Raw genomic sequence first — 24,226 nt, forward strand, 5'->3', positions numbered from 1 at the left:
TTTCAGTCAAAGTCGTGAGTAGGTCTTGCACATCCTGCGCAACAGTTTCAAGATTCATGCACGAGTTTGATCGACCCTGCAGGAGTGTGCTGCGTTATGGAGCTCGACGTCGTCGTTTCGGGCCTGGTCTTCCAGGACCTGGTGCTCGGCCTGCCGTCCGCGCCACGGCCCGGAACCGAGGTCTGGGCGACCGAATCGCAGGAGAGCCCGGGTGGCATCGCGAACTTCGCGGTCGCGCTGGCCCGGCTCGGACTGCGCACCGGAATGGCCGCCGCCTTCGGCGCGGACCGCGAGGGTGACCGGGTCTGGACCGACCTGACCGCGGAAGGCATCGACCTGACGTTGTCGCGCCGGCTGCCGGACTGGCCCACCCCGCTCACCGTGGCGCTTGCCTACGACAACGACCGGGCGCTGGTCACTCGCGGCACTACTCCCCCACTGTCGGCCGACGACTTGATCAGTACGCCACCAAGCGCCCGCGCAGTGGCAGCGCACATTGGTCCCTGGCCGAACGAGTGGCTGGCCAAAGCGAAGTCCGCGGGCAGTCTGGTCTTCGCGGATGTCGGCTGGGACCCGAGCGAGCAGTGGGAGACCGCAGTACTCGACCAGCTCGAGTACTGCGATGTGTTCCTGCCCAACGCCGAAGAGGCGATGCACTACACGCGTACTGACACTCCGGAGCAGGCGCTGCGCAAGCTGGCCGAGCGGGTGCCGCTGGTCGTGGTGTCCAACGGTGCGGCCGGTGCACTCGCTCTTGATGCGCGGACCGGCGAAGAGGTCGCCGTACCCGCCTTCCCAGTCACGGCGGCGGACACCACCGGGGCGGGTGATGTGTTCGCCGCCGGCTTCATCGCAGCGACCCTCTGGGAGCTGCCACTCCAGCAGCGGGTGCGCTTCGCCGCCCTTGCCGCTGCCTTGTCGGTCACCCGGCTCGGTGGCGCGGACGCCGCACCGCGCTGGTCCGACCTCGTTGCCTGGCAGGCCGGACTGGCCGAGCAGGACCCCCAGGACCACCACCTCCACGCGCTGATCAGCGCACACTCAGGAAGGTAGAACCATGGCGCTCACACGTCGGACGTTGCTCGGGGGCTTCGCGGCCGTGGCCGGCGGCGCACTCGTCGGCTGCTCGTCGGGGATGGACACCGGGACCACCAAGAAGAACACCGCCACCGAGCTGACCATGTGGTGCTGGCCGGGCGGCCTGGGCAAGTCGGTCCTCGACGACACCATCGCGCACTTCCCGGATCCGAAGATCAAGTACTCCGAGGTCGGCGGTGACTTCAAGCAGAAGCTGGTCACCACCTTCAACGGCGGTACGTCGATCCCGGACATCACCGGCCTGAAGGGCGAGGACATCGCGTCCCTGCTCCCGCAGGCGGAGCGGTTCGTGGACCTGAAGACCGTCGGCGCCGACTCGGTCCTGGGTGACTACCTGGACTGGAAGGTCAAGCAGGCGACCACGCTGGACGGCAAGGTGATCGGGCTGCCGATCGACGTCGGCCCGACCGCGCTGTACTACCGCGAGGACGTCTTCGCGGCCGCCGGCCTGCCGAGCGATCCGGCCAAGGTGGCCGAGCAGCTGAAGACCTGGGACGACTTCTTCGCCGCCGGTGTCCAGCTGAAGAAGGCGAACCCGAAGGCGCCGATGGTGTGGGACGCCACCGACCTGTACGACATGGTGGTCGGCCAGGACACCGAGCGGTACATCTCCAAGGACAACAAGTTCATCGGCGACCAGGACCACATCCGCAAGGCCTGGGACACGTCGGTGAAGGCGATGACGCTGCAGATCGACGGCCGGACGCCGAGCGGCAAACCGGACTGGAACGCCGGACTGGACCTCGGCACGATCCCGGCGCACATCGGTGCGGCCTGGGTCGCACTGGACATCAAGTCGGCAGTGAAGAAGAGCGCCGGCAAGTGGCGGCTGGCACCGACCCCCGGCGGCCCGGCGAACTTCGGCGGCTCGTTCCTGGCGATCACCAAGAACGCCGCCGATCCGCAGAAGGCCTTCGATGTGATCAAGTACATGCTCAGCCCCGACAACGAGGCGAAGGCGTTCGCGGACGCGCAGATCTTCCCGTCCACCCCGGCCGCGTACGACAAGCCGCAGCTCAAGGCGGCGGACAGCTTCTTCGGTGGGCAGGTGCCGATCGACATCTTCGGCCCGGCCGCGAAGGCGATCCCGGTCGCGTACCAGAGCCCCTTCGACGACGCGGTCGCCGGTCCGTTCCACGACGAGCTGAAGACCGTACAGACCGGCGCCAAGACTTCGGACGCTGCCTGGTCGGCCGCGGTCTCGAAGGCGAAGGCGATCGCCAAACGGCAAGGAGTGCAGTGAGCGCTACCGCCGCGGTGCGTACCCGGGCCGTCGCCGGAGCACCCGCCCGGCGGCGGGTCTGGTCGTACTGGCGGTTCTACCTGGCACTGTCGCCGTTCTACGTGCTGTTCGCCGTGTTCGGGCTGTACCCGATGCTGTCCACGATCGTGCTGGCCTTTCAGCGCTGGGACGGCCTGAGCGCCCGTAAGTTCACCGGGCTGGACAACTTCGCGTTCCTGGTCCGCGACCCCACGTTCTGGCAGGCACTGGAGAACACGGTCGTGCTGTTCCTGATGTCCACGGTGCCGACGCTGGTGATCGCACTGCTGCTCGCGGTGATGCTGCAGTCCGCCGTACGGTTCACCAGCGTCTACCGGATCGCGTACTTCATCCCGAACGTCACGTCCCTGGTGGCGATGGCGATCTTCTTCAGCTCGATCTTCAGCACCAACTTCGGACTGGTGAACGCCGCCCTGCGGTCACTGGGCATTCCGCAGCAGGACTGGCTCGGACAGCCCTGGGGTATCAAGATCGCGATCTCCACGATGATCGTGTGGCAGTGGGTCGGGTACAACACACTGATCTACCTGGCCGGTCTGCAGGCGATACCGAAGGAACAGTACGAGGCGGCGAAGGTGGACGGCGCCGGTCCGGTCCGGACGCTCTTCTCGATCACGCTGCCGCAACTGCGTCCGGTCATCCTGTTCACCGTCATCATGTCGACGATCGGTGGCCTGCAGACGTTCACCGAGCCGCAGGTGATGGTCGGCAACAGCGGCGGCACCGGTCAGAGCGGGATGACCGTGGTGCTGTTTTTCTACCGCGCCGCCTTCCTGGACAACGACTACGGGTACGCCGCCGCGATCGCGCTGAGCATCTTCCTGCTCGTGCTGTTGTTCACGGCAATCAACTGGCGGGTCTTCCGCGGACGGGGTGAGGACCGATGATGCGTTTCCGGTGGCGGGGCCTCGCGCTGCACGCCGTCCTCGTACTTGCCCTGCTGGTCTTCCTGTTCCCGTTCGTGTGGACGATCATCATGGCCACGAACACGACTGCCGACATCTACCGGTTCCCGCCCAAGTTCAGCTTCGGCGGTCACTTCTTCGACAACGTCCGGCACGTACTGGACAACGTGGCGTTCTTCCAGTCGATGGCGAACACTGCGGTCGTCGCGATCTCGACCACACTGCTGGTGCTGTTCTTCGATTCGCTCGCGGCGTTCACGTTCGCCAAGTTCCGGTTTCCGGGACGGAACGCGTTGTTCGTGATCCTGCTGGCGACGATGCTGCTCCCGGCGCAGCTGGCTGCCGTACCGCAGTTCCAGACGATGGCGCTGCTCGGTTGGGTCGGTTCGCTCAAGGCGCTGATCATCCCCGGTGCCGCCAACGCGTTCGGGATCTTCTGGATGCGGCAGTACTTCCGCAGCTCGATCCACGACGAACTGGTCGAGGCGGCGACGCTGGACGGCTGTGGCTTCTTCGGTACCTACTGGCATGTGGCGCTGCCGTCAGCCCGGCCGGCGCTGGCGTTCCTGGGCATCTTCACCTTCGTCGGTTCGTGGAACGACTACATGTGGCCGCTGATCGTGCTGACCAATCCGGACCACGTCACGCTGCAGGTCGCGCTGTCCACCTTGAACCGTGCGCACGGTGTCGACTACAGCATGGTGATGACCGGCGCGCTGCTGGCGATGATCCCGCTGGTGATCGTGTTCGCGGTCTTCGCGCGGCAGTTCATCAAGGGCGCGACGGAGGGCGCCGTCCGCGGCTGAACCTTCGGCAGGCCTTCCGGGTAAGCTGCGGAACCCAGAGCAGCAGCGGTACGTCGGAGGGGCACCATGGTAGGCAAGCGGGGGCGGGTGATCGGCCGGATCGCACCCGGGATCGTCGGCGAGGTGATGCTGCCGGTGCGGGGCGCCACCGAAGCCTTCTACGCTTACCCGGCGACCGACGAGGTGATCGAGGTGGGTACGCAGGTGGTCGTGGTCGACTTCGACCCGCCGCGCACCGTGTACGTCGCTCGCGCCATCTAACTTTTGTCCCTGGAGGGGAAATGCTCTGGACGTACCTGGCCATCGCGGCGATCGCGGTGGTCGTGCTTCTGATCCTGTTCCGGATGGTCTGGCGGGTGGCCGAGCCGAACGAGGCGCTGATCATCTCCGGCCTCGGCGCGCACTCCAGCCAGGAACAGGTCAACGAGACCCTCGGCTTCAAGATCGTGGTCGGCCGCGGCACCGCGGTGCTGCCGGGTTTCCAGACCGTTCGCCGGCTGCCGCTGGACATCCGGGCCACGCCGCTGACCGTGACGTGTGTGTCCAGCCAGGGCATCCCGCTGCACATCAAGGGCGTCACCGCGTACAAGGTCGGTGACGACTACGGCTCGATCGCGAACGCGGCCCGGCGCTTCCTGGAGCAGAGCGACGAGCAGGTGATGGGGACCATCCACGAGCTGTTCGCCGGTCACCTGCGGGCGATCGTCGGTTCCACCACGGTCGAGGAGATGCTGCACGACCGGGAGACGCTGACCACGAACATCCGCGGCTCGCTGGCCGGCGACATGGAGAAGCTCGGCCTGGTCGTCGACTCGCTGCAGATCCAGGAGATCGACGACGAGTCCGGCTACATCAAGAACCTGGGCCGCCCGCAGGCCGCGGCGGTCGAGGCCGCGGCCCGGATCGCGCAGGCCGAACGGGACCGGGAGGCGACCGAGCGCGAGCAGGCCGCCGCCGCGCAGAAGGCCGCGGCCGTCCGGCAGAGCTCGATCGCCCAGGCCGGCTACCAGGCCGAGGTCGACCAGGCGAAGTCGAAGGCGTCGCAGTCCGGTCCGCTGGCCGAGGCGCTGGCGCGGCAGGAGGTCGTGGTCGCCGAGACCGAGACCGCGAAACTGAACGCGTCGCTGGCCGAGAAGCAGCTGGAGTCGTCGGTGCTGAAGCCGGCCGACGCCGAGGCGTACCGGCAGCGCACGCTGGCCAGCGCCGCCCGGGATGCCCAGATCGCGGCCGCCGAGGCGAACGCGCGGGAAGTCCAGCTCCGTGGTGAGGCCGAGGCGAAGGCGACCGAGCTGACCGGTAAGGCCGAGGCGTCGGCGGTGCAGGCGAAGGCGATGGCGGAGGCCGCCGGTATCAAGGCGCGCGCCGAGGCGCTGGCCACCAACACCGAGGCGGTCGTCGCGCAGCAGCTCGCCGAGGCGTACCCGGAGATCGTCACCGCAGCCGCGAGCTCGTTCGAGAAGGTCGGCAACATGGTCGTCCTGAACGGCGCGCAGGGCATCGAGGACACCCTGGTGAAGACCATCACCATGGGCGGTTCGGGCTTCGCGCTGGCCAAGCAGCTGATCGACTCGCTCGCCACCAAGAAGGACGAGAAGCCCACCCTGGAGCCGGTGCCGGACGAGTCGGCCTGAGCATTAACCAGCAACCGAAACGGTTGCCTGCCGGTGGGTGACTGCCGACACTGAGCGCATGCCGCCCAGAAGAATCCTCGCAGTACTCGCCGCGCTCCTGCTCGGTGCCGCCACTCTGGTGGTGGCACCGACGCAGGCGCAGGCCGCGCCGAACTTCAAGGCCCCGTTCCCATGTGGCCAAAAGTAGGCCCAGTGGTGCCGGCAACTACATCGCTATCGAGCACGGTGGTGGCTGGAAGACCTACTACTTCCACCTGTCCGCGTACTCGGTGGCCGATGGGCAGCAGGTCTCGCAGGGACAGCAGATCGGGGTCACGGGCAGTACGGGCAACTCCACCGGTCCGCACATCCATTACGAGCAGCTGCTCAACGGTGTCGGTCAGAACATCGTCATCAACGGGTCAGCGCTCGCGTACCCGGCTGAGTACGGCTCGTACCACCTGACGAGCGACAACGGCTGCTCCGGGCCGGGGAAGAACTACATGACCTGGGGCTCCGGAGTGAACGTACGCTCCGATGCGCGACTCGCCGCACCCGTCGTGACCACGCTGTCCGGTCCGACTTCGGTGTGGGTGCTCTGCCAGAAGCAGGGCGACACGGTCAACGCCGAGGGGTACACCAACAACTGGTGGTCCAAGCTGCGCGACCAGAACGGGTTCATCAGCAACATCTACATCCAGGACCCGAACTCGCAACTACCCGGCGTACCACTCTGCTAGAGGCCCAAGTAGGCCAAGACAGCCAGGACCCGGCGGTGGCCGGAGTCGGTCGGGGGGAGGTCCAGCTTGAGGAAGACGTTGCCTACGTGTTTGTGGACGGCGCCGTCGGAGATGACCAGCTTTTCGCCGATGGCGGCGTTGCCGAGCCCTTCGGCCATCAGGGCCAGGACTTCGCGTTCGCGAGGGGTCAGCCGGTCGAGCGGGCTGCTCCGCTTGACCATCAGCTGACTGACCACCTCGGGGTCGAGGACGGTACCGCCGGCCGCCACCCGGCGGACCGCCTCGAGGAACTCGTCGACGCGGGACACCCGGTCCTTCAGCAAGTACCCGACGCCTTCGCTGCCCGCGGCGAGCAGCTCCGCCGCGTACACCTCCTCGACGTACTGGGAGAACACCAGCACCGGCAGTCCCGGCCGGACCCGGCGCGCCTCGATCGCCGCGCGCAGGCCCTCGTCGGTGAAGGTGGGTGGCAGCCGTACGTCGACCACCGCGATGTCCACCTCGTGCTCGTCGATCGCCTTCGCGAACTCGTCCGCGTCGGTGGCGACCGCGGCCACCACGAACCCGGAGTTGTTCAGCAGCAGGCCGAGGCCTTCGGCGAGGATCGGGTTGTCCTCGAGGATGATCACCCGCACGGAAGGATCACCTCAACGGTGGTCGGCCCACCGATCGGACTCCGCAACTCCATCTGGCCATCGATCGCCTGCACCCGATGGAGCATGCCATGCAGGCCACTCCCCCGGCCCAGCAGGTCGGCCTGTTCGCTGATCCGCGCTCCACCGATCCCATCGTCTACGACCGACAAGAACAGCTCTTGACCACGCCGTTCGAGCTGTACGTCCACATGCCCGGCAGCACTGTGCTTTGTCACGTTGGTGAGGGACTCCGCGACGACGAAGTACGCAGCAGCTTCTACTGCGGCCGGGACCTCGCCCAGCTCACCTATGCGCAGCTGGACGGGCAGTGGGCACCGTGCGGCCAGTGCGGACACGGCACCGACCAGTCCGCGGTCAGCGAGGATCGGCGGGTACATGGTGCGCAGTACGCCGCGCAGCTCCGTCATCGCCTGCTCTGCACCGTCACGGGCATCGTCCAGTAGCTTGGCGGCCTTCTCGGGGTCATCGGCCATGGTCTGCTTGGCGATGCCGATCCGCATGGCCAGCGACACCAGCTGGGCTTGCGTACCGTCGTGCAGGTCCCGCTCGATCCGGCGCAGCTCGGCACCGTGCGAGTCCACAGCACCCGCGCGGCTCTTGGTGAGCTCCTCGACGCGCTGCTCCAGCCGGGTGGTTTCCAGCTGTTCCGGAGTCGGTGCGAGCAGGCTGAGCACCGTACCGGCGTGCGCACGGGCCACTGCAGGCAGTACCCAGTACAGGAGCGCCAGACTGGTCAGTATCTGTGCCAGACCGTTCGTCAGCGCTTCCGTCCAGCTGTCCACGCCGACGCCCATCAGCGAGAACTGGCCTGGCTGGATCGGCCACAGCACCATGCCGAGGATGGCGGCGGGCGCCCCGATCACCGCGATCGCGGTGAGGGCCAGCTCGGGCACCATCACCAACGGCATCAGCAAACAGCGCAGGCTGAGCTTGAACGACTGGTCGCGGAACAGTGTCACCACGTCGCCCGGCAGCCGGCGCTGCGCCGGTGGCAGCAGGTCGGGTTCGCCCCTGCCGAGGTACTTCGCCGCACGGTACCGCTCGCTGTTCGCGAGCCGCACCAGGCCGGCCGTCGCGCCGGGGATGATCCAGCCGAGCAGCAGACTGATCGGGATTGCCGCCAGCAACGTGATCGACTTGAGAACGCGGATGGCCAGGTAGCCGGCCGCCGGTCCACCGCGGGACAGGATCTTCGTGAGCATGTCCACCATCTTCCGGCACACCGGCAGCCCCAGTCGGTACAGCAGACTCCACCATTCGCTCGGCAGCTCACCGGATCGTACCCGCGCGCCGCACTCCATAGCGTCAGGTCACATGACTAAGACGCTCCGTAGAACCCGCCACGACCTCCCGGCGTACATCGGTCTCGCCTTTGGAGGCATCTGGCTGGCTATGTCGCCGCTGCTCCTCAGTGGCTTCCACCGCGACTCCAACGACCTCGGCATGGGCACGCTGCAGCTCGTCTGCGTGTACGCCGCCATGCTCGCTCCCGCACTCTCCGCGCTGATCGTGATGCGGGGGCGCGTACCCAACCTACGCAAGGCACTTGGCCTGGAACTGCCCAACCGGCTGATGGACTGCGTACTGACGATCGTCGTACCGCTGGGACTCACCGTGGCGTCACTGGTCATCGCTTGGCTGGCTGGTGCGTACGAGTTCGACCTGGGCAACCTGTCCGGCTTTGCCGGCTGGATCGCACCGCTGGCCCTGCAGTACGTGCTGTCGCTGCCGTTCTTCTTCGGCGAGGAGCTGGGCTGGCAGGGCTACCTGCTGCCGCGTCTCATGCAGTACGGCCGCCTGGTCGGCTACCTGGGTACTGCGGTGATCTTCGCGCTGTGGCACCTGCCGACGCTGATCATGGGCGGCCAGTACCCGGGCCACTCGCTGGCGGCGTCGATCGCTGCCCTGGTCGTCTCGTGTCTGCTCGTCGTACCGATCTTCAGCTGGCTGCGGCAGCGGTCCAACTCGGTGCTTCCCGCCGTACTAGCACATGCGGTGGTCAGCAGCCTGGCGATGCGGACGGTCTTCTTCCTCAGTGCGCCCGGCCAGGACCTGGACCCGATGAGTGTGGGTCTGCAGGCCTGGCCGGGATGGGTCGTGATGGCTCTGTTCGTTGGCTGGCTGGTTAAGACCAAGCGGATCTGACTAGCAGTCCGGTACTCCAGGCAGCTTGGTGTTGGGATCGTCGATGTAGATGTTGGTCATGTAGCCGTTCTGATCCCGGAGCTTCGCCCACCAGTTGTTGGTGTAGCCACCGGCGGTGACGGTGTCGCCCTGGACCTGGCACTCGACGAACACCTGGGTCGGGCCGGCCAGCGACGTGACCACAGACGCGGACAGCTTCGGCGCCGAGCGGACGTTGACGCCGTTGCCCCAAGTGGTGAAGTTGTACTGCGGCGGGTTCGGGCTGCCGCCGTTCACCAGCTGCATGTAGTAGTTCCAGTTCCAGTTCGGCCCCGGGTCGGTGTGGTCGTTGTTCGGCATCTCGCTGTGGCCCTTGATGTGCGCCCGGTCCTTCGGGATGCCGCGCCGGTCGGCGATGTTGCGGGTCAGCGCGGCCGACGACCGGTACATCGCGTCGGTGAACCACGACGGCTGGTCCACGTACCCCTCGTGCTCGATGCCGATGGTGTACGGGTTCTCGGTGCGTACGTGCCAGGCGGTGTCCTTCTCGGCCACCATCTGCGTCACCTGACCGTCACTCGACCGGACCACGTAGTGCGCGCTCACCTGCGCCGCCGGGTCCTTGAACCAGCTGATCGTGCCCGCGTACGAGCCTTGCGTCACGTGGATCACGATCGTGGTGATCGCCGCGGTCCGGCCGGCGCGGTAGTTGCTGGTGCTGGCCGCGTTCCAGATCGCGCCCGGGTAGTCGACGGCCTGCACCGACGAGGCGCTCCGGGTACCGAGCGGTGCGACCTTCGCGTACGCGCCGAGGTCGGGCCGGACGGTACGCGGCAGGGTGGTGACGCCGGCCGCCTGTACGCCGGTGCCGATGATCCGGAAGACCTCGTCGGTGTACAGCCGGGCGGTCGGCGCGTCAGCGGCATGGGAGTACTTGGCGACGACGCTGTACCACTTGCCCGGGTCCTTGCGGGCGGCACCGGTCAGCCCGGCCTGGTCGGCGTACGCGTCCAGCACTGCTGCCGCGCCGAGGATGTTCGACCGATCGTCCTTGGAGAGCTTCGCCACCGGCAGCCCGGTGAGTTTGCTTGCCTCCGACATCGTCTTGTTCACGTTGTTGCTGGCCAGCTGCATCACGCCGTAGCCGTTCGCCTGGCTGGGCGCACCGTTGTGGCCGTCGAGGTGCGTCTCGGCGAAACCGACGCCGACCAGTACCTCGCGCGGTACGTCGTACTTCGCCGCGGCGTCCTGGAACGCGGGCGCCAGGCCCGCGTCGGAGGGTTGAGCCGGTTCGGCGGCGTTGCTCGGCAGCGCACTCAATCCGAGCGCTGCGACCGCCAGAGCGACGGCCAGTTTGGGTACTCGGGCGGTCAACAAAGAATTGACAGAACCCATGGGCGGAGTCCTTCCCTCAATGGTCCGCCGAGGGGCGTCGGCGGTCCCAGGAGCCACCGTAAGGGAAAATCTTCCGTCCAGACCAGCGGTTGGGTGAATTTTCTCCGGTTACCGACGGAATACCACCTTGCCACGGAGCGCGATCAGCCGCGGATGCGTCAGGACAGCCGGCTGCGTTCGCGGATCCTCGTCGTACACGACCAGGTCGGCGGGATCGCCCGGCCGCAGCTCGCTCGGCGCCCCCAGCCACGCGCGCGCCGCCCACGACCCGGCGGCCAGCGCCTGCTCCCCCGACATCCCGATCTCGGTCAGCGCCTGGATCTCCTGCGCGACCAGCCCATGACCGAGTACGCCACCCGCGTCGGTGCCCGCGTAGACAGGGACTCCGGCTTCGAACGCGTCCCGGAGGCGGTGCAGCCGGCGCTCGTACAGGTCGCGCATGTGAGCCGAGTACACCGGGAACTTGCCGGCGGCCTGCTCGGCGTACTCCGGGAAGTTCTCCAGCTGGATCAGCGTCGGGACGATCGCCACCTGCCGCTCGACCAGCTGCGCGAGCAGCTCCGGTTCGACGCCGGTGCCGTGCTCGAGGCAATCGATGCCGGCGGCAAGCAGATCCGGCAGCGCGTGCTCGCCGAACACATGCGCGGTTACCCGGGCGCCGAGCTCATGCGCGCGGGCGATCGCGGCGTTCAGCGCCTCGGCCGGCCAGCACGGCGTCAGATCGCCTGCCTCGCGGTCGATCCAGTCACCGACCAGCTTGACCCAGCCGTCACCGCGAAGGGCCTCCTGCTCGACGTACGCGACCAACTCCTCCGGCTCGATCTCCCAGCCGTAGTTCCGGATGTACCGCTTGGAGCGCGCGATGTGCCGCCCGGCCCGGATGATCTTCGGCAGGTCCGCCCGGTCGTCGATCCAGCGCGTATCCGCGGCCGACCCGGCGTCTCGTACCAGCAAGGCGCCGGCGTCCCGATCCAGCACCGCCTGCTCTTCCTGTACGTCGCGCTCGACCGCACCGTGCTTGTCGAGGCCGATGTGGCAATGCGCGTCGACCAGGCCCGGCACGATCCAGCCGCCGGTGTGCACCGTCGTGACGTCAGCAGCGGTGGGCCGGTCGACGACCAGCCCACCGCTGAGGTGGATCTCCTGCTGCTCACCGGCCGGCAACACCGTGCCGACCAGCTTCAGTACGCCGGACCCGATCAACTCCGTCATGCGTCGACCGTATCCGGCCCGGTGTCAGCCGTGCGAGCCGCCGCCCGGCGTACACGTCGGGGTGGTGGGCTCGTTGCCCGCGCACGGCGTTCCGGTCGGGGTCTCGGTCGGCGTCTCGGTCGGAGTGTCCGTCGGCGTCGGCGTGGGGGTCGGAGTCGGCGTCTTGGTCGGGGTCTTGGTGGGCGACTTCGTCGGCGTCCTGGTCGGCGTCACCGTCGGGTGGTGCGTCGGCGTGTCGGTCGGCGTGTCCACCGGCTTCGGCAGCGTCGGCTTGCCCCAGTCGGTCGGCGCCGGAGTCGACGGGTCGGTCGGCTGCGCGGTGGTCTGCACCGGCGTCGGGGTCGGCGTCGGCGTCTTGGTGTCGTCCGGCACGTCCGGCACCTGGCGCGGGTCGACCTTGCGGTCGGCGTTGCCGTTCGTCTTCGCGGCCGCGATGTTGCCGGTCGCGTTCGGCACCAGGACGGCGTTCTTGCTGTACACCCGCATCCACTTCAGCACGGTCGCGACGAAGTCCTTGGAGTGCTGGTAGCGCAGCAGCGACGCGACCAGGTCCTGCGGCCGCTTCAGGTCGTCACCCTCGGAGCAGAGCACGACGGCGACCGTGGTGACCGCGTCGTACACGTTGTTCGGGTTGCGGTAGCCGTCACCGTTGCCGTCGGCCCCGAACTCGTCCCACACCTGCGGGATGATCTGCATCGGCCCGACCGCGCGGTCCCAGGTCTGATCCGCGTCGTACTTGCCTTTGTCGGTGTCGGTGATCCGGGCGTTGCCGTGCCGGCCGTTCAGCACCGGGCCGAGAATCCGGCCGCGGGTGGTGCCGGCCACGTCCACCCGGCCGCCGGCCGCGTGGTCGGACTCGACCTTGCCGATCCCGGCCAGCAACGGCCAGGTGAGCCCACAGTTCGGCCGGACGACCGCGAGGTTCGCGGTGGCGCGGCGGTAGGCGGGGAAGACCCCGCGGGGAATACCGTTCACGGCTCCCGGCCGCCCGGGCCGGACCACCGACCGGCCGTCGGTCGCCCCTTGCACGGGGACGTCGGCGCGGGCGGGTTTGTCGGAACCGAGCCGGCCGTCCACTCCAGGACGCTGCGGCACGATCATCGTCAGCTCGTCGAACTCACCGCTGTTCAGCCCGGCCCCAGGCGATGGGGCGACCGGGCTGCCCGCCGCGAGCTGGCCGGTGGCACCGGCTCCGCCCGAGGCAACGGTCACGATGGCCCCGACCAGGAGCGGGGCCGTACACAGTGAAGCGATGATTATTTTGACCCGACGATTACCACTACGGGTTAGGCGCATAGCCCCTTCAACGAGCCAGGGGCCAGAAAGTTACATCAAGACGACGCAAAGTTACGGGCGCCGGGAACTCACGGAAAACCACCACCGAGGTAACGAACGACGCTACCTGGAAGTGACGGGCTTTCAGTTCACAGCCGCGGTGTCAGCTCACCGGCCGTGGATCGTTCACCTGCTGCGGACGGTTCGCCGGCGCTTCCTGCGACAGTCCGGCTTCTCGCCGGTTGTGGGTCAGTTCGCCGGTTGCGGGCCCGGTCCGGGGGTGACGGCGGTTTTGGTCGGGTCCGATTCCGGGCCGGTCGAGGTGCAGGGCGACGGCGTGGTGGTCGGCGAACCCGACGGGGCCGTCGTCGGGGACTCGCTCGGGTCCGGCGTCGGGGTTGGCGTCGGCGTCGGCGTGGGGGTCGGCGTCGGCGTGCAGGTCGGGTCGCCCGGCGTCGGGGTCGTCGTCGGCGTACTCGGCGGGGTCGGCGTCGGTGTGTACGGCGGCTTCGTCGGCTTCGTCGGCGAGGTCGGCGGCTTGGTCACCGTTCCACCCGGCGTCTTGGTCGGCGTCGGGGTCGGCGTCGGCTTCACCGAGCTCGGCCGGGACGGACGCGGCGTGCTCGGGGCAGTGGTCGGGGCCGTCGTCGGAGCGGTGGTCGGAGCGGTGGTCGCCGGGGCGGTTGTCGGCGTACTCGGCGGAGGTGTCGTCTCGGTCTTGCCCTTGCCGTCGGCATTGCCGTTGTCGTCCGGGGTGTCGATCGAACCCGGCTTGTCCGGCACGGTCACCGTGTCCTTGCTGTACGACTGCATCCAGCGCAGCACGGTCGACACGTAGTCCATCGAGTGGTTGTAGCGCAGCACCGCCTGGACCAGGCCCTGCGGGTCGGACAGGTTCGCACCGTTGGTACACAGGTAGTCCCCGGCCGCGCGGGCCGCGTCGAACACGTTGTGCGGGTCCTTGACGCCGTCACCGTTGCCGTCCGCGCCGTACGTCTTCCAGGTACTCGGGATGAACTGCATCGGGCCGACCGCGCGGTCCCAGGTGGTGTTCCCGTCGTACACACCCTGGTCGGTGTCGGCGATCGCGGCCATCCCGGGCCCGCCGTCGAGGACCGGACCGAGGATCTTGCCGCGGGTGTTGCCGTTCGGGTCCACCTTGCCGCCATTGGCGTGGTCGGACTCGACCTTGCCGATCCCGGCCAGCAGCGGCCAGGTGATGTGACACCCGGGCATCGACATGGCCAGGTCACTGGCTGCCTTCTGGTACGCCGCGAGGACCGTGCCGGGAATGCCGGAGGTGTCGCCGATGGCACCGGGGATCGGCTTCACGGTGCCGTCGGTCGTGCCGGTCAGCGGGACCTGGATGGTCGACTTCTCCTGCGACGGCAGGCTGCCGTCGGCGCCCGGCTGGGACGGTACGTTCGCGGCCAGGTCGTCGAAGACGGAGTCCTGGCGCGGGGCGGTCAGCGCGTGCGCGTCCACGATGAACGTGTTCGAGGTGACGCCGCCGACCACGAACACGGCGACCAGCGCGGTCGGCGGAGCCAGGCAGACCCAGGTGGCGGTCAGCTTTCCCCGCCAGGTGTCCAGGTTCCTGAACTGCTGCCTCATCCGAACCGTCCTCGACGCATTCCGCAGGTGGTGTGTCTCTCGGGCGTAGGCACGATCTTAGTCGTCCCGGGGTCGCCGACAACCGGCGTCGGTGCGCCGCAGCCGGGCCCACCCGCCGGCACCACCGGTAGTTCAGCCGGCCTTCCCCACGCGTTCACTCCCCCACGCACCAAACCACCGTAGGCAGAAGCGCGCGGCGTACGCAGCAGATCGCGGATGACAGTTTCGTCATCCGCGATCGCGAAACACTGCCCGTTCAGGCAAGAGCTCAGGCAGACAGGGCTCGAGCCGGCAGGGCTCAGGCCGGCAAGCTCAGTTGCCGCCGAGCATCTTCTTCAGGTCGTCCGGCAGCTCGAAGTCGCCGCCGTCCTTGCCGCCGCCGAACGCGGCCGGCAGCTGACCGGGCTGGCCGGGCTGCGGCGCCGCCGGCGGCTGGTTCGCCTGGTTGGCGCGCTTGGCCGGGTTGCCGGAGCCGCGCTTCTTGCCCTTCTTCTGCTGCGGCTTCGCCTTCTTGCCGCCGCCCATCCCGGGCATGCCCGGCATCCCGGGCATCCCCGGCAGGCCCTTGCCGGACGCCATCGCGGACATCATCTTGCGGGCCTCGAAGAACCGCTCGACCAGGCCGCTGACGGTCGCCACCTCGGTCCCGGAACCCTTCGCGATCCGGGCCCGGCGGGAGCCGTTGATGATGTGCGGGTCGGCCCGCTCGGCCGGCGTCATCGAGTGGATGACCGCCTCGATCCGGTCGATCTCGCGCTCGTCGAAGTTCTCCAGCTGGTCCTTGAACTGGTTCGCGCCGGGCAGCATGCCGAAGATCTTGGTCAGCGGGCCCATCTTCCGGACCGACTGCATCTGGGCGAGGAAGTCGTCCAGGGTGAACTCCTTGCCACCCTTCTTCTGCAGCTTGGCCGCGGTCTTGGCGGCCTCCTCGGCGTCGAACGAGCGCTCGGCCTGCTCGATCAGGCTCATCACGTCGCCCATGCCGAGGATCCGGGACGCCATCCGGTCCGGGTGGAAGACGTCGAAGTCCTCGAGCTTCTCGCCGTTGCTGGCGAACATCACCTGGCGGCCGGTGACCTGCGCGATCGACAGCGCGGCACCACCGCGGGCGTCACCGTCGAGCTTGGACAGCACCACGCCGTCGAAGCCGACGCCGTCCAGGAAGGCCTGCGCGGTGGTGACCGCGTCCTGGCCGATCATCGCGTCGACGACGAACAGGATCTCGTCCGGGCTGACCGCGTCGCGGATGTCCGCGGCCTGCTTCATCAGCACCTCGTCGACACCCAGCCGGCCGGCGGTGTCGACGATCACGACGCTGTGCTGCTTGGTCCGGGCCTCGTCCATCGCCCGCCGGGCGACCTCGACCGGGTCACCGACGCCGTTGCCAGGTTCGGGCGCGTACACCGGCACGCCGGCCCGGTCGCCGACCACCTGGAGCTGGGTGACCGCGTTCGGCCGCTGCAGGTCGGCGGCGACCAGCATCGGCGTCTGGTGCTTGGTCTCCTTCAGCCACTTGGCGAGCTTGCCGGCCAGGGTGGTCTTACCGGCACCCTGCAGACCGGCGAGCATGATCACCGTCGGCGGCCGCTTCGCCATCCGCAGCTCACGGGTCTCGCCACCGAGGATGTTGACCAGTTCCTCGTTGACGATCTTGATCACCTGTTGCGCCGGGTTCAGCCCGCCGCGCACCTCGGCCCCGCTGGCGCGTTCGCGCACCGCCGCGATGAACTCCCGTACCACCGGCAGCGCGACATCCGCCTCCAGCAACGCGATCCGGATCTCCCGGGTGGTCGCGTCGATGTCGGCGTCGGTCAGCTTGCCCTTGCCCCGCAGATTCTTGAACGCGGTGGAGAGCCGATCGGAAAGCGTGTCGAACACGAGAAACAGTCCGTTTCCTCGAAGCGATGAACTCCCCGAGTCTACCGGCCGCCCAACCGGCGGATGACTCCGGCGGCCGGAGCGGTACCCGGAGCGGCCGGACGATTGACAGGCGCCCGGCGCCGCCACCAGGATCTAACCCATTCCTGGACGGCTAATGGTTAGGGGACGCGGGTGGCGCGGACGCGGGTCGTGGTGGACGGTCCTTCCAATCTGGGGTTGCGGCCGCCGGTGGAAGGGACCGTGCCGGGGTGCTACAAGCTGGCCGGGGCGGTGCGGGATCTGGGGTTCGTGGGGCGGATCGGGGCGGAGGACGGTGGGTACGTGACGCCGCCGCGGTACGACCGGGGTGGATGGAAGCCGGGCGACGGGGTGTTCAACGCGGGCGCGATCGCCACGTACACGACTCGGCTGGCGGATCGGATCGAGCGGTTCGTGGAGCAAGGGCAGTTCGTGGTGGTGCTGGGTGGGGAGTGCAGCAACCTGCTGGCGCCGGCGGTCGCGCTGAAGCGGCGCGGGCGGTACGGGGCGGTGTACCTGGACGGGCACTCGGACTTCCGGACGGTGGACAACTCGCCGTACGTCGGTGCGGCCGGCGGTGAGGCGCTGGCGCTGGTGACCGGGCGGGGTCAGGCGGATCTGACTGATCTCGAGGGGCTGCGGCCGTACGTGCGGGACAGCGACGCGGTGCTGCTGGGGATCCGGGCGGACGACGACTACGCGGAAGAAGTGCGGGGCGTCGGGATTCCGGTGTGGACGGCGGCGCAGGTCGCGGCTGATCCGGAGGCGGCGGCGCGCGGGACTCTGGAGCACCTCAGCGGCGGCGGGACCGCCGAGACCGGCAGCACTGAGCAGGGCGGGCTTGATGGGTATTGGGTGCATCTGGATGTGGACATTCTGGATGCGGCGCTGATGCCTGCCGTGGACAGTCCGGATCCGGGTGGGATCGACCACGAGCAGTTGCGGGCGCTGCTGCGGCCGCTGCTGCAGGCGCCGGGGTGCATGGGGATCGACATCGGCATCTTCGACCCGGACCTCGACCCGGACGGCAAGTACGCGGTTGAACTCACCGACACTCTGGTCGCCGCACTCAGCTGAGCGCCGCGGTCCAGACCAGTGCCTGTCCGTGCGGTGCGGCGCGACCCAGTACGCGGCGTTTGCCGCCCGGCCAGGTCTGGAGGTCCACCAAGTACTCCCAGCCCTCAGGTCCTTGGCGGTGCGGCTCCAGTCGCAGGTGGGCCAGCGGAGCGGACGCAGTGGCCCGGGCGCCCAGTGCGGTCAGTGCAGCGTCGACAGCATCCCGGTCCGGATGGCTGAGGTACTGCCACATGATGGAGTGCCACACCACAGTCAAATGGCCTTCCGACAGTTCCAGTGCGCGTACGAAGGACACCGCGTCCTCCCGGCGTACGTCAGCAGGTACCCGCCGCGCCACCACGATCGCCCCGCGAAGCCGCTCCAGCCGCTCGGTCATGTCAGGCCACACGTACGACGTAAGCGCGATCTGCCCTTCCGGTGTCAACGGATCGATCGGAGTGATGTCACAGCCGACCCGCTCCGCGATGCGCAGTTCCGCTGACGGCACCTGACCTGTCCACGCTGGATCGAACACGACAGGGCTGTCCGCCGGGCCGTACAGCGCTCCATCGGCGACGTACCGGAAGTGGTCCGCCCGTAGGTTCAGTCCACCGCTCGCACCGATCTCGAACAGGCGTACCGGCAAGGGCAGCTGGTCGACCAGGTGCAGCAGGCCGCCGTACAGCGCACCGGCTCGGCCTACCTCGTTCGTCTGTGGCGGCTGGGTCAGCAGTGAGCGCACCTCGCCGATCCGCGACCGCAGCACCTGTTCGAAGGCCTCCCAGCCGAGTACTGCGTCCCACGTACCGCCGACGCTTGGATAGAACGCCGCCAGTTCGGGTGCCGTACCAGCCAGCACCAGACCGTGTACGGCGCCCAGGAGCCGCAGCCCGATCGCCTCCCCGAACGACCGGTCCTCGTACCCGACCAGCACCTGCACCGACACGCCACCGACCTCATAGTCGTCCACGAGCAACCGGAGCAGCTCGGCGTACATGGGCGACCCGAGGTCTTCGCAGGCGATCGCTTGGCGCTGGAGAGCTGAGACGACATCCACGAAGCGAGACTAGAAGGTCAGGCGATCCAGGACCGACTTTGCCGTGGTCCGCGCGTCCTCCGGCTCCAGCGGTGCGCCGTGGCGATCAGTGAGGTAGAAGACGTCGACGCACTCCGCACCGAGCGTTCCGACATGTGCGGACCGGATATCCGCACCGGTCGCAGCTATCGCCGCAGTCACGTCGTACAGCAGCCCCGGCCGGTCGTGTGCGCGTACCTGCAGGACAGTCGCGGTCTCCGACGCCTCGGGCAGCAGGTCGACGCGGCTGGCTACGCGTGCGCGTGCGGCGTCCCGAGCGGTCAACCGGCGTACGACATCCGTCGAGTCCCGCAATGCAACAGCAAGCCGGTCACGCAGCCGTACCGGATCGGGACGCGAGCCCGCGACGGTCCACTGCGAGATGCCCAGTCCCTCAACCGACGTGATCACCGCGGACCGGACCGCCAACCGCTCCAGCGCAAGTACGGCCGCCACGGTCGACAGCGTCCCGACCTGATCGGGTACTGCGACGTTCACCCGCAGATCACCGTGATGATCGGTCACCGTGACGCCCAACCGCCCCACACCGACCACCTGGTGCAGTACTGGCACCGGAACCGGCGGTACCTCGTTCCACATGCCTTCACCGCCACCGGCGAGCTCACCACGCACTCGACGGCACAGCTCACCGACGAGCCGCATCCGCCACGGCGATGACGCCGCTGGGCCGGCCGCACGCGCATCGGCGTACGTCAACGCCTCCAGCAGATCCAGCGTCTCGGTAGTACGTACGATCCCGGCGACCATGTCCACTGTCATCGGATCGTCCAGATCACGCCGGGTAGCTACCTGCGCGAGCATCAGGTGCTGCCGGACCAGCACAGTGATGGTGTCCGCATCCGCTTCGTTGAAGCCGATCCGCCGCGCTACCTTCGCCGCAATGCCCGCACCGGTGACGCTGTGGTCGCCGTCGAGCGCCTTCCCGAGGTCATGGATCAGTGCGGCCACCAGTAGCAAGTCCGGTCGGCGTACGTCGCGCACCATCGACGACGCCTCGACGCAGGTCTCCAGCAGGTGCCTGTCCACAGTGAAGCGGTGGATCGCAGACTGCGGTGGCCGGAAGCGCACCGAGTCCCACTCGGGCAGGAGGCGCGACACGTACCCGGCCTGGTCCAGCCCCTCCCACACCTCCAGCAGTCCGCTGCCAGCACCCAGCAGTGCGCAAAGCAACCGCCGCGCCTCCCCCGGCCACGGGTCCGGCAGGTCAGCGGCCGATGCAGCCAGCCGGGCGCAGACAGCTGGAGAGAGTACGAGTTCACGATCCGCTGCGACCGCGGCAGCTCGCAGACCGAGTACTGGGTCGCGCTCCGGTCGCGCGTCCGGCATCAGCACGACCTCACCTTCGTGCTGGCCGACTCCCTCATCCAGGGCGAGCAGCAACGGCCCACCGGTGCGGTGACGCCGCCTGGATCGTGGCGGCTTGGTCATCAGGCTCTCGACGCGCCGCCAAGACACATCGCACACATGCGCGAGCGTGCGCCCCGTCGCGTACACATGGCGCAGCAGCTCGTCTCGCCCCGACAAGCCGAGTTCAGCAGCGACTTCACCCGCTAGATCGGCTACAAGTCGGTCGGTCGCGCGGCCGGACACTTCGTGCAGTACGTCGCGGATCTCCAGCAGATCGCGCCGCGCCCGCTCCACCACCGGATGCGGTACGTCGATCAACCAGGACGCCACCAACGCACGTAGTACAACGGCATCGCGCAAACCGCCGTACGCCTCTTTGAGATCGGGCTCAGCGAGATGTGCGAGCTCTCCGACCGTTGTGGCTCGCTCACGGCACGCCTGCGCCAGACCGGGCAGCCGGGAACGTGCAGTACGCCGCCAGTCCGCCATCAGTACGGAACGGAGCTGCAGCGTCAGGTGGGTGTCGCCGGCGACGTGCCGTGCGTCGAGCAGCCCTAGCGCGACCCGGTCGTCGGCAGCCGCCGCCTCCTGTGCCTGCACGAGCGTACGGACGCTGTGATCCAGCTTTGTCCGCGAATCCCACAGCGGGTACCAGATCTGGGCAGCCAGCTCGTCGATCCGCGGGTACCCCTCGGCATGCACGAGCATCACGTCCAGGTCGCTGTACGGCGACAGCTCCTCCCGCCCGTAACCGCCCACCGCGACCAGCGCGACGCCCTCGGCGGGTACACCGAGAGCGTCACAAGCCTTCGCGAGCAGCAGTTGCAGCAGCGCGTCGGCCTCACCGGCCCGGGCGCGCCGCTGCTCTGCCCGATCGATCATCTAGAGAGCGTCTCCGTCCAGTTCGCCGGTTCGGACCCGGACGATGGTTTCGACCGGGGTCACCCAGACCTTGCCGTCACCGATCTTGCCGGTCTGGGCCGCCTTGACGATCACGTCCACCACGTCAGCGCCGTCACCGTCCTCGACGACCACCTCGAGCCGGACCTTCGGTACCAGGTCCACCTCGTACTCGGCGCCGCGGTACACCTCGGTGTGGCCCTTCTGCCGACCGTAGCCGCTCGCCTCGGTCACCGTCATCCCGGTGACGCCGAACGTCTCCAGCGCGGCCCGGACGTCCTCCAGCTTGTGCGGCTTGACCACAGCGGTGATCAGCTTCATGCCTTGACCCCTTCCTTCTCCGACGCCTCGGACCCGTCACCGGACTCGTCAGCGGTCTCGGCTTCAGGCTCGGGTTCCGGCTGGACCGGGGCCTGCACCGGACGGGCGGACAGTACACCGCGCAGGCCGGCGGCGCTCAAGTAGTCGTACGCCGTCTCCGCGTGCTCGACCTGGTCGACACCGGTGACCTCGTCGTCCTCCTTCAGCCGGAAGCCGATCGTCTTGTCGATCACCTTGGCCAGGACGAACGCGATCCCGAACGAGTAGAGCCCGACCACCACGTTGGCCAGCGCCTGCCGGCCGAGCTGGCCGACCCCGCCGCCGTAGAACAGGCCGTTCACCCCGGACGGTGCCGCCGCCGAGCCGAGCAGACCGATCGCCAGCGAACCGAACAGACCGCCGACAAGGTGGACGCCGACCACGTCGAGCGAGTCGTCGAAGCCGAGCTTGTACTTGAGCGACACGGCGAAGGCACAGATGCCACCGGCGAACAGGCCGAGGACGATCGCGCCGACCGGCGTCACCGCACCACAGGACGGGGTGATCGCAACCAGACCGGCAACCGCACCGGACGCCATCCCCAGCGTGGTGGCCTTGCCGTGCGTGAGACGCTCGATGATCAGCCAGCCGATCACCGCGGCCGCCGTGGCCACCTGCGTGTTCACGAAGGTGATGGCGGCGGTACTGCCCGCGCTCAGCGCCGAGCCGGCGTTGAAACCGAACCAGCCGAACCACAGCAGCGCGGCACCGAGCAGCACCAGCGGCAGGCTGTGCGGCCGCATCGGGTCCTTCTTCCAGCCGATCCGCTTGCCCAGCACGATCGCCAGCGCCAGGGCGGCGGCACCGGCGTTCACATGCACCGCCGTACCACCGGCGAAGTCGATCGCCTTCAGCTTGTCGCCGATCCAGCCGCCGTTGCCGTCGTCCAGGAACCAGACCGAGTGCGCGACCGGGAAGTACACCAGGCAGGTCCAGCCGACCACGAACACGATCCAGCCGCGGAAGGTGGCCCGGTCGGCGATCGCGCCCGAGATCAGCGCCGGGGTGATGATCGCGAACATCATCTGGAAGGCGACGAACGCGAGCGTGGGCGTCGTCCCGCTCACCGCCTCCGGCGCGAGCAGGCCCTTCAGGCCGACTTCGGAGAAGTTCCCGATCACGTGCCCACTGTCACCGCCGAACGTCAGCGAGTAACCGACCACCACCCAGAGGATGGTGACGACGGCGATGGTGATGAAGCTCATCATCATCATGTTCAGCACGCTCTTCACGCGCACCATGCCGCCGTAGAAAAAGGCCAGGCCCGGGGTCATCAGCATCACCAGGGCGGCACTGACCAGCACCCAGGCGGTATCGCCGGCGTTGATCTCCATCAACGTCATCCCTTCCATCGAACGGGGGTGGCCGGCGTCCTCAGTCGGGGAGGTCTCCACAACGCCGGGGAGCCCGCCGCGCGGCCACACCGACACCGTGTCGGCGCGCGGTTTCAGCCGATCGGTCGGTTTGTTTCAGGGATGTGACAAAGCAGGCTCCCAGGTGACATCGGGGTGACATTGCTCGCAACCGGCGAAGTTATGGCACTCTGGCCTGGACCACACGGGCCGCGGACGCGCCACCGCACCCGTCTGAGCTGGGGACGACGAATGGAGCCGAACCACGGGGTGAGGCCGCGCCGCGGCCGGCCACGCGACCCGGAGGCGGAACCGCGAATCCGCCGCTACGCCGTGCAGTTGCTGCTGGAGCGGGGCTTCGACGGCATGACGGTGGACGACGTCGCCGAGGCCGCCGGGGTGGGCAAAGCGACGATCTACCGCCGCTGGGCCAGCAAGGAACTGCTCGCCAACGACGCGCTGGCCGACCTCTTCGACCTGGAGATCCCGGACCCGGACACCGGCTCGATCGCCGGTGACCTGCGCCAGGTGTACCGGGTCGCGCTGGCCTTCGTGAACACCGAGCAGGGCCGCGCGATGATCCGGCTCGCCGTCTCGGAGGCGAACCGCGACGAGCGGTCCGCGCGGATCTACCGCAAGCTGCTGGAACACCGGATCGCGCAGACCCGGGACACCCTGGAGCGCGCCCGGGCCCGGGGCGAACCGGTCAAGGACACCGCCGACCCGGTACTGATGGTGGAGTGGCTGGCCGGTGTCTTCGTGGTCCGGGCCCTGACCGGTCAGCCGATGCCGGCCCCGGACGAGGCCGACCGGCTGGCCGAGGTCACACTGCGCGCGATCATGGACTAGCTGATCTCGATCAGCACGGACGTCAGGATCGCGAGGGCGATCACGGTCAGTACGCAGATCAGGACAATGCGTCGATGGGTCCGGCGGAGCGCCAGACCGCCGGCCCAGGCCGCATCCGCCAGGTTCGGGTCCGGGAGCAGGTCTGCTGCCTCCAGGAGCAGTGGCTGCACGTCCTCACGTCTCATGGGGCCTCCCGCCGATCACCTTCGCCCAGCGCCGTACGGAACAACCCGAACGCGGCCATGCCGTGCGCATGCACCGCTTGGTGCGACAGCCCGAGCAGATCGGCCACCTCGAACTCGGTGAGCTCCTCCACGTGCAGCAGCACGAACACAGTGCGCTGTACGGGCGTCAGCTCGCCCAGTGCGCGCTGCACCTGGTTCTCCGTGTCCAGGAACGCCTTCGCGCGGTTCCACGGTTTCAGCGCCGGCTGGTAGAGCATGCGCTGGACGAACTCGTCCGGATCGTCCACCCGGGGCCAGCGCATCGACAACCGCGCGAAGGCATGCAGCAGTACCTGCTCTGCTCGTTCCAGATCGCCGTACACGAGGTACGTCGTACGAAGCCATCTGACTTGCCGCGCATCCACAAACGAGGCGAAGTCGGGGTCGATCGTGTCGCGCATCCACCCTCCCGGCCCCTATTGAACT

24 protein-coding genes are annotated in these 24,226 nt (G+C 68.3%); 11 read left to right on the forward strand and 13 right to left on the reverse strand.

Annotated features, from left to right (window positions below; all coding sequences use genetic code 11):
- Positions 1-96: 96 nt before the first annotated feature.
- From ABD260_RS06100 to ABD260_RS06135, 8 genes are all read left to right on the forward strand, one after another.
- Positions 97-1,053: a carbohydrate kinase family protein gene (locus ABD260_RS06100; RefSeq protein ID WP_344232347.1), complete on the forward strand. Its 957-nt coding sequence runs from the start codon at positions 97-99 to the stop codon at positions 1,051-1,053.
- A gap of 4 nt (positions 1,054-1,057) precedes the next feature.
- Positions 1,058-2,341 (forward strand): ABC transporter substrate-binding protein, encoded by a 1,284-nt coding sequence (locus tag ABD260_RS06105; RefSeq protein WP_344232348.1) that lies wholly within the window; start codon positions 1,058-1,060, stop codon positions 2,339-2,341.
- The gene (locus ABD260_RS06110) at positions 2,338-3,267 is read left to right on the forward strand and encodes a carbohydrate ABC transporter permease (RefSeq protein WP_344232349.1); all 930 of its coding nucleotides are present in this window, start codon (positions 2,338-2,340) and stop codon (positions 3,265-3,267) included. The genes ABD260_RS06105 and ABD260_RS06110 overlap by 4 nt, the downstream gene beginning before the upstream one ends.
- Positions 3,267-4,091, forward strand: coding sequence for a carbohydrate ABC transporter permease (locus ABD260_RS06115; RefSeq protein ID WP_425553296.1), 825 nt, complete (start codon positions 3,267-3,269; stop codon positions 4,089-4,091). The genes ABD260_RS06110 and ABD260_RS06115 overlap by 1 nt, the downstream gene beginning before the upstream one ends.
- A gap of 66 nt (positions 4,092-4,157) precedes the next feature.
- Positions 4,158-4,352 (forward strand): hypothetical protein, encoded by a 195-nt coding sequence (locus ABD260_RS06120; RefSeq protein WP_184830799.1) that lies wholly within the window; start codon positions 4,158-4,160, stop codon positions 4,350-4,352.
- A 20-nt stretch (positions 4,353-4,372) separates the two neighbouring features.
- Entirely contained in the window at positions 4,373-5,722 is a 1,350-nt protein-coding gene (locus tag ABD260_RS06125; protein WP_344232351.1) for a flotillin family protein, read from the forward strand.
- Positions 5,723-5,780: 58 nt separating this feature from the next.
- Positions 5,781-5,909, forward strand: a complete 129-nt coding sequence (locus tag ABD260_RS06130) for a hypothetical protein (RefSeq protein ID WP_344232352.1) — start codon at positions 5,781-5,783, stop codon at positions 5,907-5,909.
- On the forward strand, positions 5,896-6,441 hold the full coding sequence (locus ABD260_RS06135; protein WP_344232353.1) for a peptidoglycan DD-metalloendopeptidase family protein: 546 nt from the start codon (positions 5,896-5,898) through the stop codon (positions 6,439-6,441). The genes ABD260_RS06130 and ABD260_RS06135 overlap by 14 nt, the downstream gene beginning before the upstream one ends.
- On the opposite strand, the gene ABD260_RS06140 is transcribed toward ABD260_RS06135, so the two are convergent.
- Positions 6,438-7,076 carry a response regulator gene (locus tag ABD260_RS06140; protein ID WP_344232354.1) on the reverse strand — a complete coding sequence of 213 codons (639 nt, stop codon included), beginning with the start codon at positions 7,074-7,076 and terminating at the stop codon, positions 6,438-6,440. The genes ABD260_RS06135 and ABD260_RS06140 overlap by 4 nt on opposite strands.
- Positions 7,067-8,299: a sensor histidine kinase gene (locus ABD260_RS06145; protein ID WP_344232355.1), complete on the reverse strand. Its 1,233-nt coding sequence runs from the start codon at positions 8,297-8,299 to the stop codon at positions 7,067-7,069. Before ABD260_RS06145 ends, ABD260_RS06140 begins: the two co-directional genes overlap by 10 nt.
- Positions 8,300-8,411: 112 nt before the next feature.
- Here ABD260_RS06145 and ABD260_RS06150 point away from each other — a divergent pair, with 112 nt between their 5' ends.
- Positions 8,412-9,242 (forward strand): CPBP family intramembrane glutamic endopeptidase, encoded by an 831-nt coding sequence (locus ABD260_RS06150; RefSeq protein ID WP_344232356.1) that lies wholly within the window; start codon positions 8,412-8,414, stop codon positions 9,240-9,242.
- Here ABD260_RS06150 and ABD260_RS06155 read toward each other — a convergent pair whose 3' ends face one another.
- The 5 genes from ABD260_RS06155 to ffh all read right to left on the reverse strand — a co-directional run bounded on the left by ABD260_RS06155 (position 9,243) and on the right by ffh (position 16,595).
- Complete coding sequence (locus ABD260_RS06155; protein WP_344232357.1) at positions 9,243-10,616, reverse strand: N-acetylmuramoyl-L-alanine amidase; 1,374 nt, start codon at positions 10,614-10,616, stop codon at positions 9,243-9,245.
- Positions 10,617-10,724: 108 nt separating this feature from the next.
- Positions 10,725-11,828, reverse strand: a complete 1,104-nt coding sequence (locus tag ABD260_RS06160; protein ID WP_344232358.1) for an amidohydrolase family protein — start codon at positions 11,826-11,828, stop codon at positions 10,725-10,727.
- Positions 11,829-11,852: 24 nt separating this feature from the next.
- Complete coding sequence (locus tag ABD260_RS06165) at positions 11,853-13,040, reverse strand: lytic transglycosylase domain-containing protein (RefSeq protein ID WP_344232359.1); 1,188 nt, start codon at positions 13,038-13,040, stop codon at positions 11,853-11,855.
- A gap of 312 nt (positions 13,041-13,352) precedes the next feature.
- The gene (locus ABD260_RS06170; protein ID WP_344232360.1) at positions 13,353-14,717 is read right to left on the reverse strand and encodes a lytic transglycosylase domain-containing protein; all 1,365 of its coding nucleotides are present in this window, start codon (positions 14,715-14,717) and stop codon (positions 13,353-13,355) included.
- A 312-nt stretch (positions 14,718-15,029) separates the two neighbouring features.
- On the reverse strand, positions 15,030-16,595 hold the full coding sequence (gene ffh, locus ABD260_RS06175; protein WP_344232361.1) for a signal recognition particle protein: 1,566 nt from the start codon (positions 16,593-16,595) through the stop codon (positions 15,030-15,032).
- Between the two features lie 174 nt (positions 16,596-16,769).
- Here ffh and ABD260_RS06180 point away from each other — a divergent pair, with 174 nt between their 5' ends.
- Positions 16,770-17,693: an arginase family protein gene (locus tag ABD260_RS06180; RefSeq protein WP_344232362.1), complete on the forward strand. Its 924-nt coding sequence runs from the start codon at positions 16,770-16,772 to the stop codon at positions 17,691-17,693.
- On the opposite strand, the gene ABD260_RS06185 is transcribed toward ABD260_RS06180, so the two are convergent.
- Genes ABD260_RS06185 through ABD260_RS06200 form a run of 4 tightly spaced genes read right to left on the reverse strand, consistent with a single transcriptional unit; the run spans position 17,686 to position 22,718 of the window.
- Positions 17,686-18,729, reverse strand: coding sequence for a DUF2332 domain-containing protein (locus tag ABD260_RS06185; protein WP_344232363.1), 1,044 nt, complete (start codon positions 18,727-18,729; stop codon positions 17,686-17,688). The two genes, ABD260_RS06180 and ABD260_RS06185, sit on opposite strands and share 8 nt — an antisense overlap.
- A gap of 9 nt (positions 18,730-18,738) precedes the next feature.
- The gene (locus ABD260_RS06190; RefSeq protein ID WP_344232364.1) at positions 18,739-20,997 is read right to left on the reverse strand and encodes a [protein-PII] uridylyltransferase; all 2,259 of its coding nucleotides are present in this window, start codon (positions 20,995-20,997) and stop codon (positions 18,739-18,741) included.
- Positions 20,998-21,336: a P-II family nitrogen regulator gene (locus ABD260_RS06195; protein ID WP_325036050.1), complete on the reverse strand. Its 339-nt coding sequence runs from the start codon at positions 21,334-21,336 to the stop codon at positions 20,998-21,000. It abuts the gene before it with no gap.
- Positions 21,333-22,718 carry an ammonium transporter gene (locus ABD260_RS06200; protein ID WP_344232365.1) on the reverse strand — a complete coding sequence of 462 codons (1,386 nt, stop codon included), beginning with the start codon at positions 22,716-22,718 and terminating at the stop codon, positions 21,333-21,335. The genes ABD260_RS06195 and ABD260_RS06200 overlap by 4 nt, the downstream gene beginning before the upstream one ends.
- Positions 22,719-22,979: 261 nt before the next feature.
- On the opposite strand from ABD260_RS06200, the gene ABD260_RS06205 reads away from it, so the two are divergent.
- On the forward strand, positions 22,980-23,576 hold the full coding sequence (locus ABD260_RS06205) for a TetR/AcrR family transcriptional regulator (protein ID WP_344232366.1): 597 nt from the start codon (positions 22,980-22,982) through the stop codon (positions 23,574-23,576).
- Here ABD260_RS06205 and ABD260_RS06210 read toward each other — a convergent pair.
- Both ABD260_RS06210 and ABD260_RS06215 read right to left on the reverse strand, forming a co-directional pair.
- Entirely contained in the window at positions 23,573-23,761 is a 189-nt protein-coding gene (locus tag ABD260_RS06210) for a hypothetical protein (RefSeq protein ID WP_344232367.1), read from the reverse strand. The two genes, ABD260_RS06205 and ABD260_RS06210, sit on opposite strands and share 4 nt — an antisense overlap.
- Positions 23,758-24,201 (reverse strand): RNA polymerase sigma factor, encoded by a 444-nt coding sequence (locus ABD260_RS06215; RefSeq protein WP_344232368.1) that lies wholly within the window; start codon positions 24,199-24,201, stop codon positions 23,758-23,760. The genes ABD260_RS06210 and ABD260_RS06215 overlap by 4 nt, the downstream gene beginning before the upstream one ends.
- Between the last annotated feature and the right edge of the window lie 25 nt (positions 24,202-24,226).

It is taken from the genome of Kribbella hippodromi, assembly GCF_039531045.1.
Classification (GTDB): domain Bacteria; phylum Actinomycetota; class Actinomycetes; order Propionibacteriales; family Kribbellaceae; genus Kribbella; species Kribbella hippodromi.

Bases quoted from the DNA above. Each gene is read 5' to 3' on its own strand.
- ABD260_RS06100 (WP_344232347.1), top strand. From the start codon at position 97: ATGGAGCTCGACGTCGTCGTTTCGGGCCTGGTCTTCCAGGACCTGGTG.
- ABD260_RS06105 (WP_344232348.1), top strand. From the start codon at position 1,058: ATGGCGCTCACACGTCGGACGTTGCTCGGGGGCTTCGCGGCCGTGGCC.
- ABD260_RS06115 (WP_425553296.1), top strand. From the start codon at position 3,267: ATGCGTTTCCGGTGGCGGGGCCTCGCGCTGCACGCCGTCCTCGTACTT.
- ABD260_RS06120 (WP_184830799.1), top strand. From the start codon at position 4,158: ATGGTAGGCAAGCGGGGGCGGGTGATCGGCCGGATCGCACCCGGGATC.
- ABD260_RS06125 (WP_344232351.1), top strand. From the start codon at position 4,373: ATGCTCTGGACGTACCTGGCCATCGCGGCGATCGCGGTGGTCGTGCTT.
- ABD260_RS06130 (WP_344232352.1), top strand. From the start codon at position 5,781: ATGCCGCCCAGAAGAATCCTCGCAGTACTCGCCGCGCTCCTGCTCGGT.
- ABD260_RS06145 (WP_344232355.1), bottom strand. From the start codon at position 8,299: ATGCTCACGAAGATCCTGTCCCGCGGTGGACCGGCGGCCGGCTACCTG.
- ABD260_RS06150 (WP_344232356.1), top strand. From the start codon at position 8,412: ATGACTAAGACGCTCCGTAGAACCCGCCACGACCTCCCGGCGTACATC.
- ABD260_RS06155 (WP_344232357.1), bottom strand. From the start codon at position 10,616: ATGGGTTCTGTCAATTCTTTGTTGACCGCCCGAGTACCCAAACTGGCC.
- ABD260_RS06160 (WP_344232358.1), bottom strand. From the start codon at position 11,828: ATGACGGAGTTGATCGGGTCCGGCGTACTGAAGCTGGTCGGCACGGTG.
- ABD260_RS06170 (WP_344232360.1), bottom strand. From the start codon at position 14,717: ATGAGGCAGCAGTTCAGGAACCTGGACACCTGGCGGGGAAAGCTGACC.
- ABD260_RS06190 (WP_344232364.1), bottom strand. From the start codon at position 20,997: ATGATCGATCGGGCAGAGCAGCGGCGCGCCCGGGCCGGTGAGGCCGAC.
- ABD260_RS06195 (WP_325036050.1), bottom strand. From the start codon at position 21,336: ATGAAGCTGATCACCGCTGTGGTCAAGCCGCACAAGCTGGAGGACGTC.
- ABD260_RS06200 (WP_344232365.1), bottom strand. From the start codon at position 22,718: ATGACGTTGATGGAGATCAACGCCGGCGATACCGCCTGGGTGCTGGTC.
- ABD260_RS06205 (WP_344232366.1), top strand. From the start codon at position 22,980: ATGGAGCCGAACCACGGGGTGAGGCCGCGCCGCGGCCGGCCACGCGAC.
- ABD260_RS06210 (WP_344232367.1), bottom strand. From the start codon at position 23,761: ATGAGACGTGAGGACGTGCAGCCACTGCTCCTGGAGGCAGCAGACCTG.
- ABD260_RS06215 (WP_344232368.1), bottom strand. From the start codon at position 24,201: ATGCGCGACACGATCGACCCCGACTTCGCCTCGTTTGTGGATGCGCGG.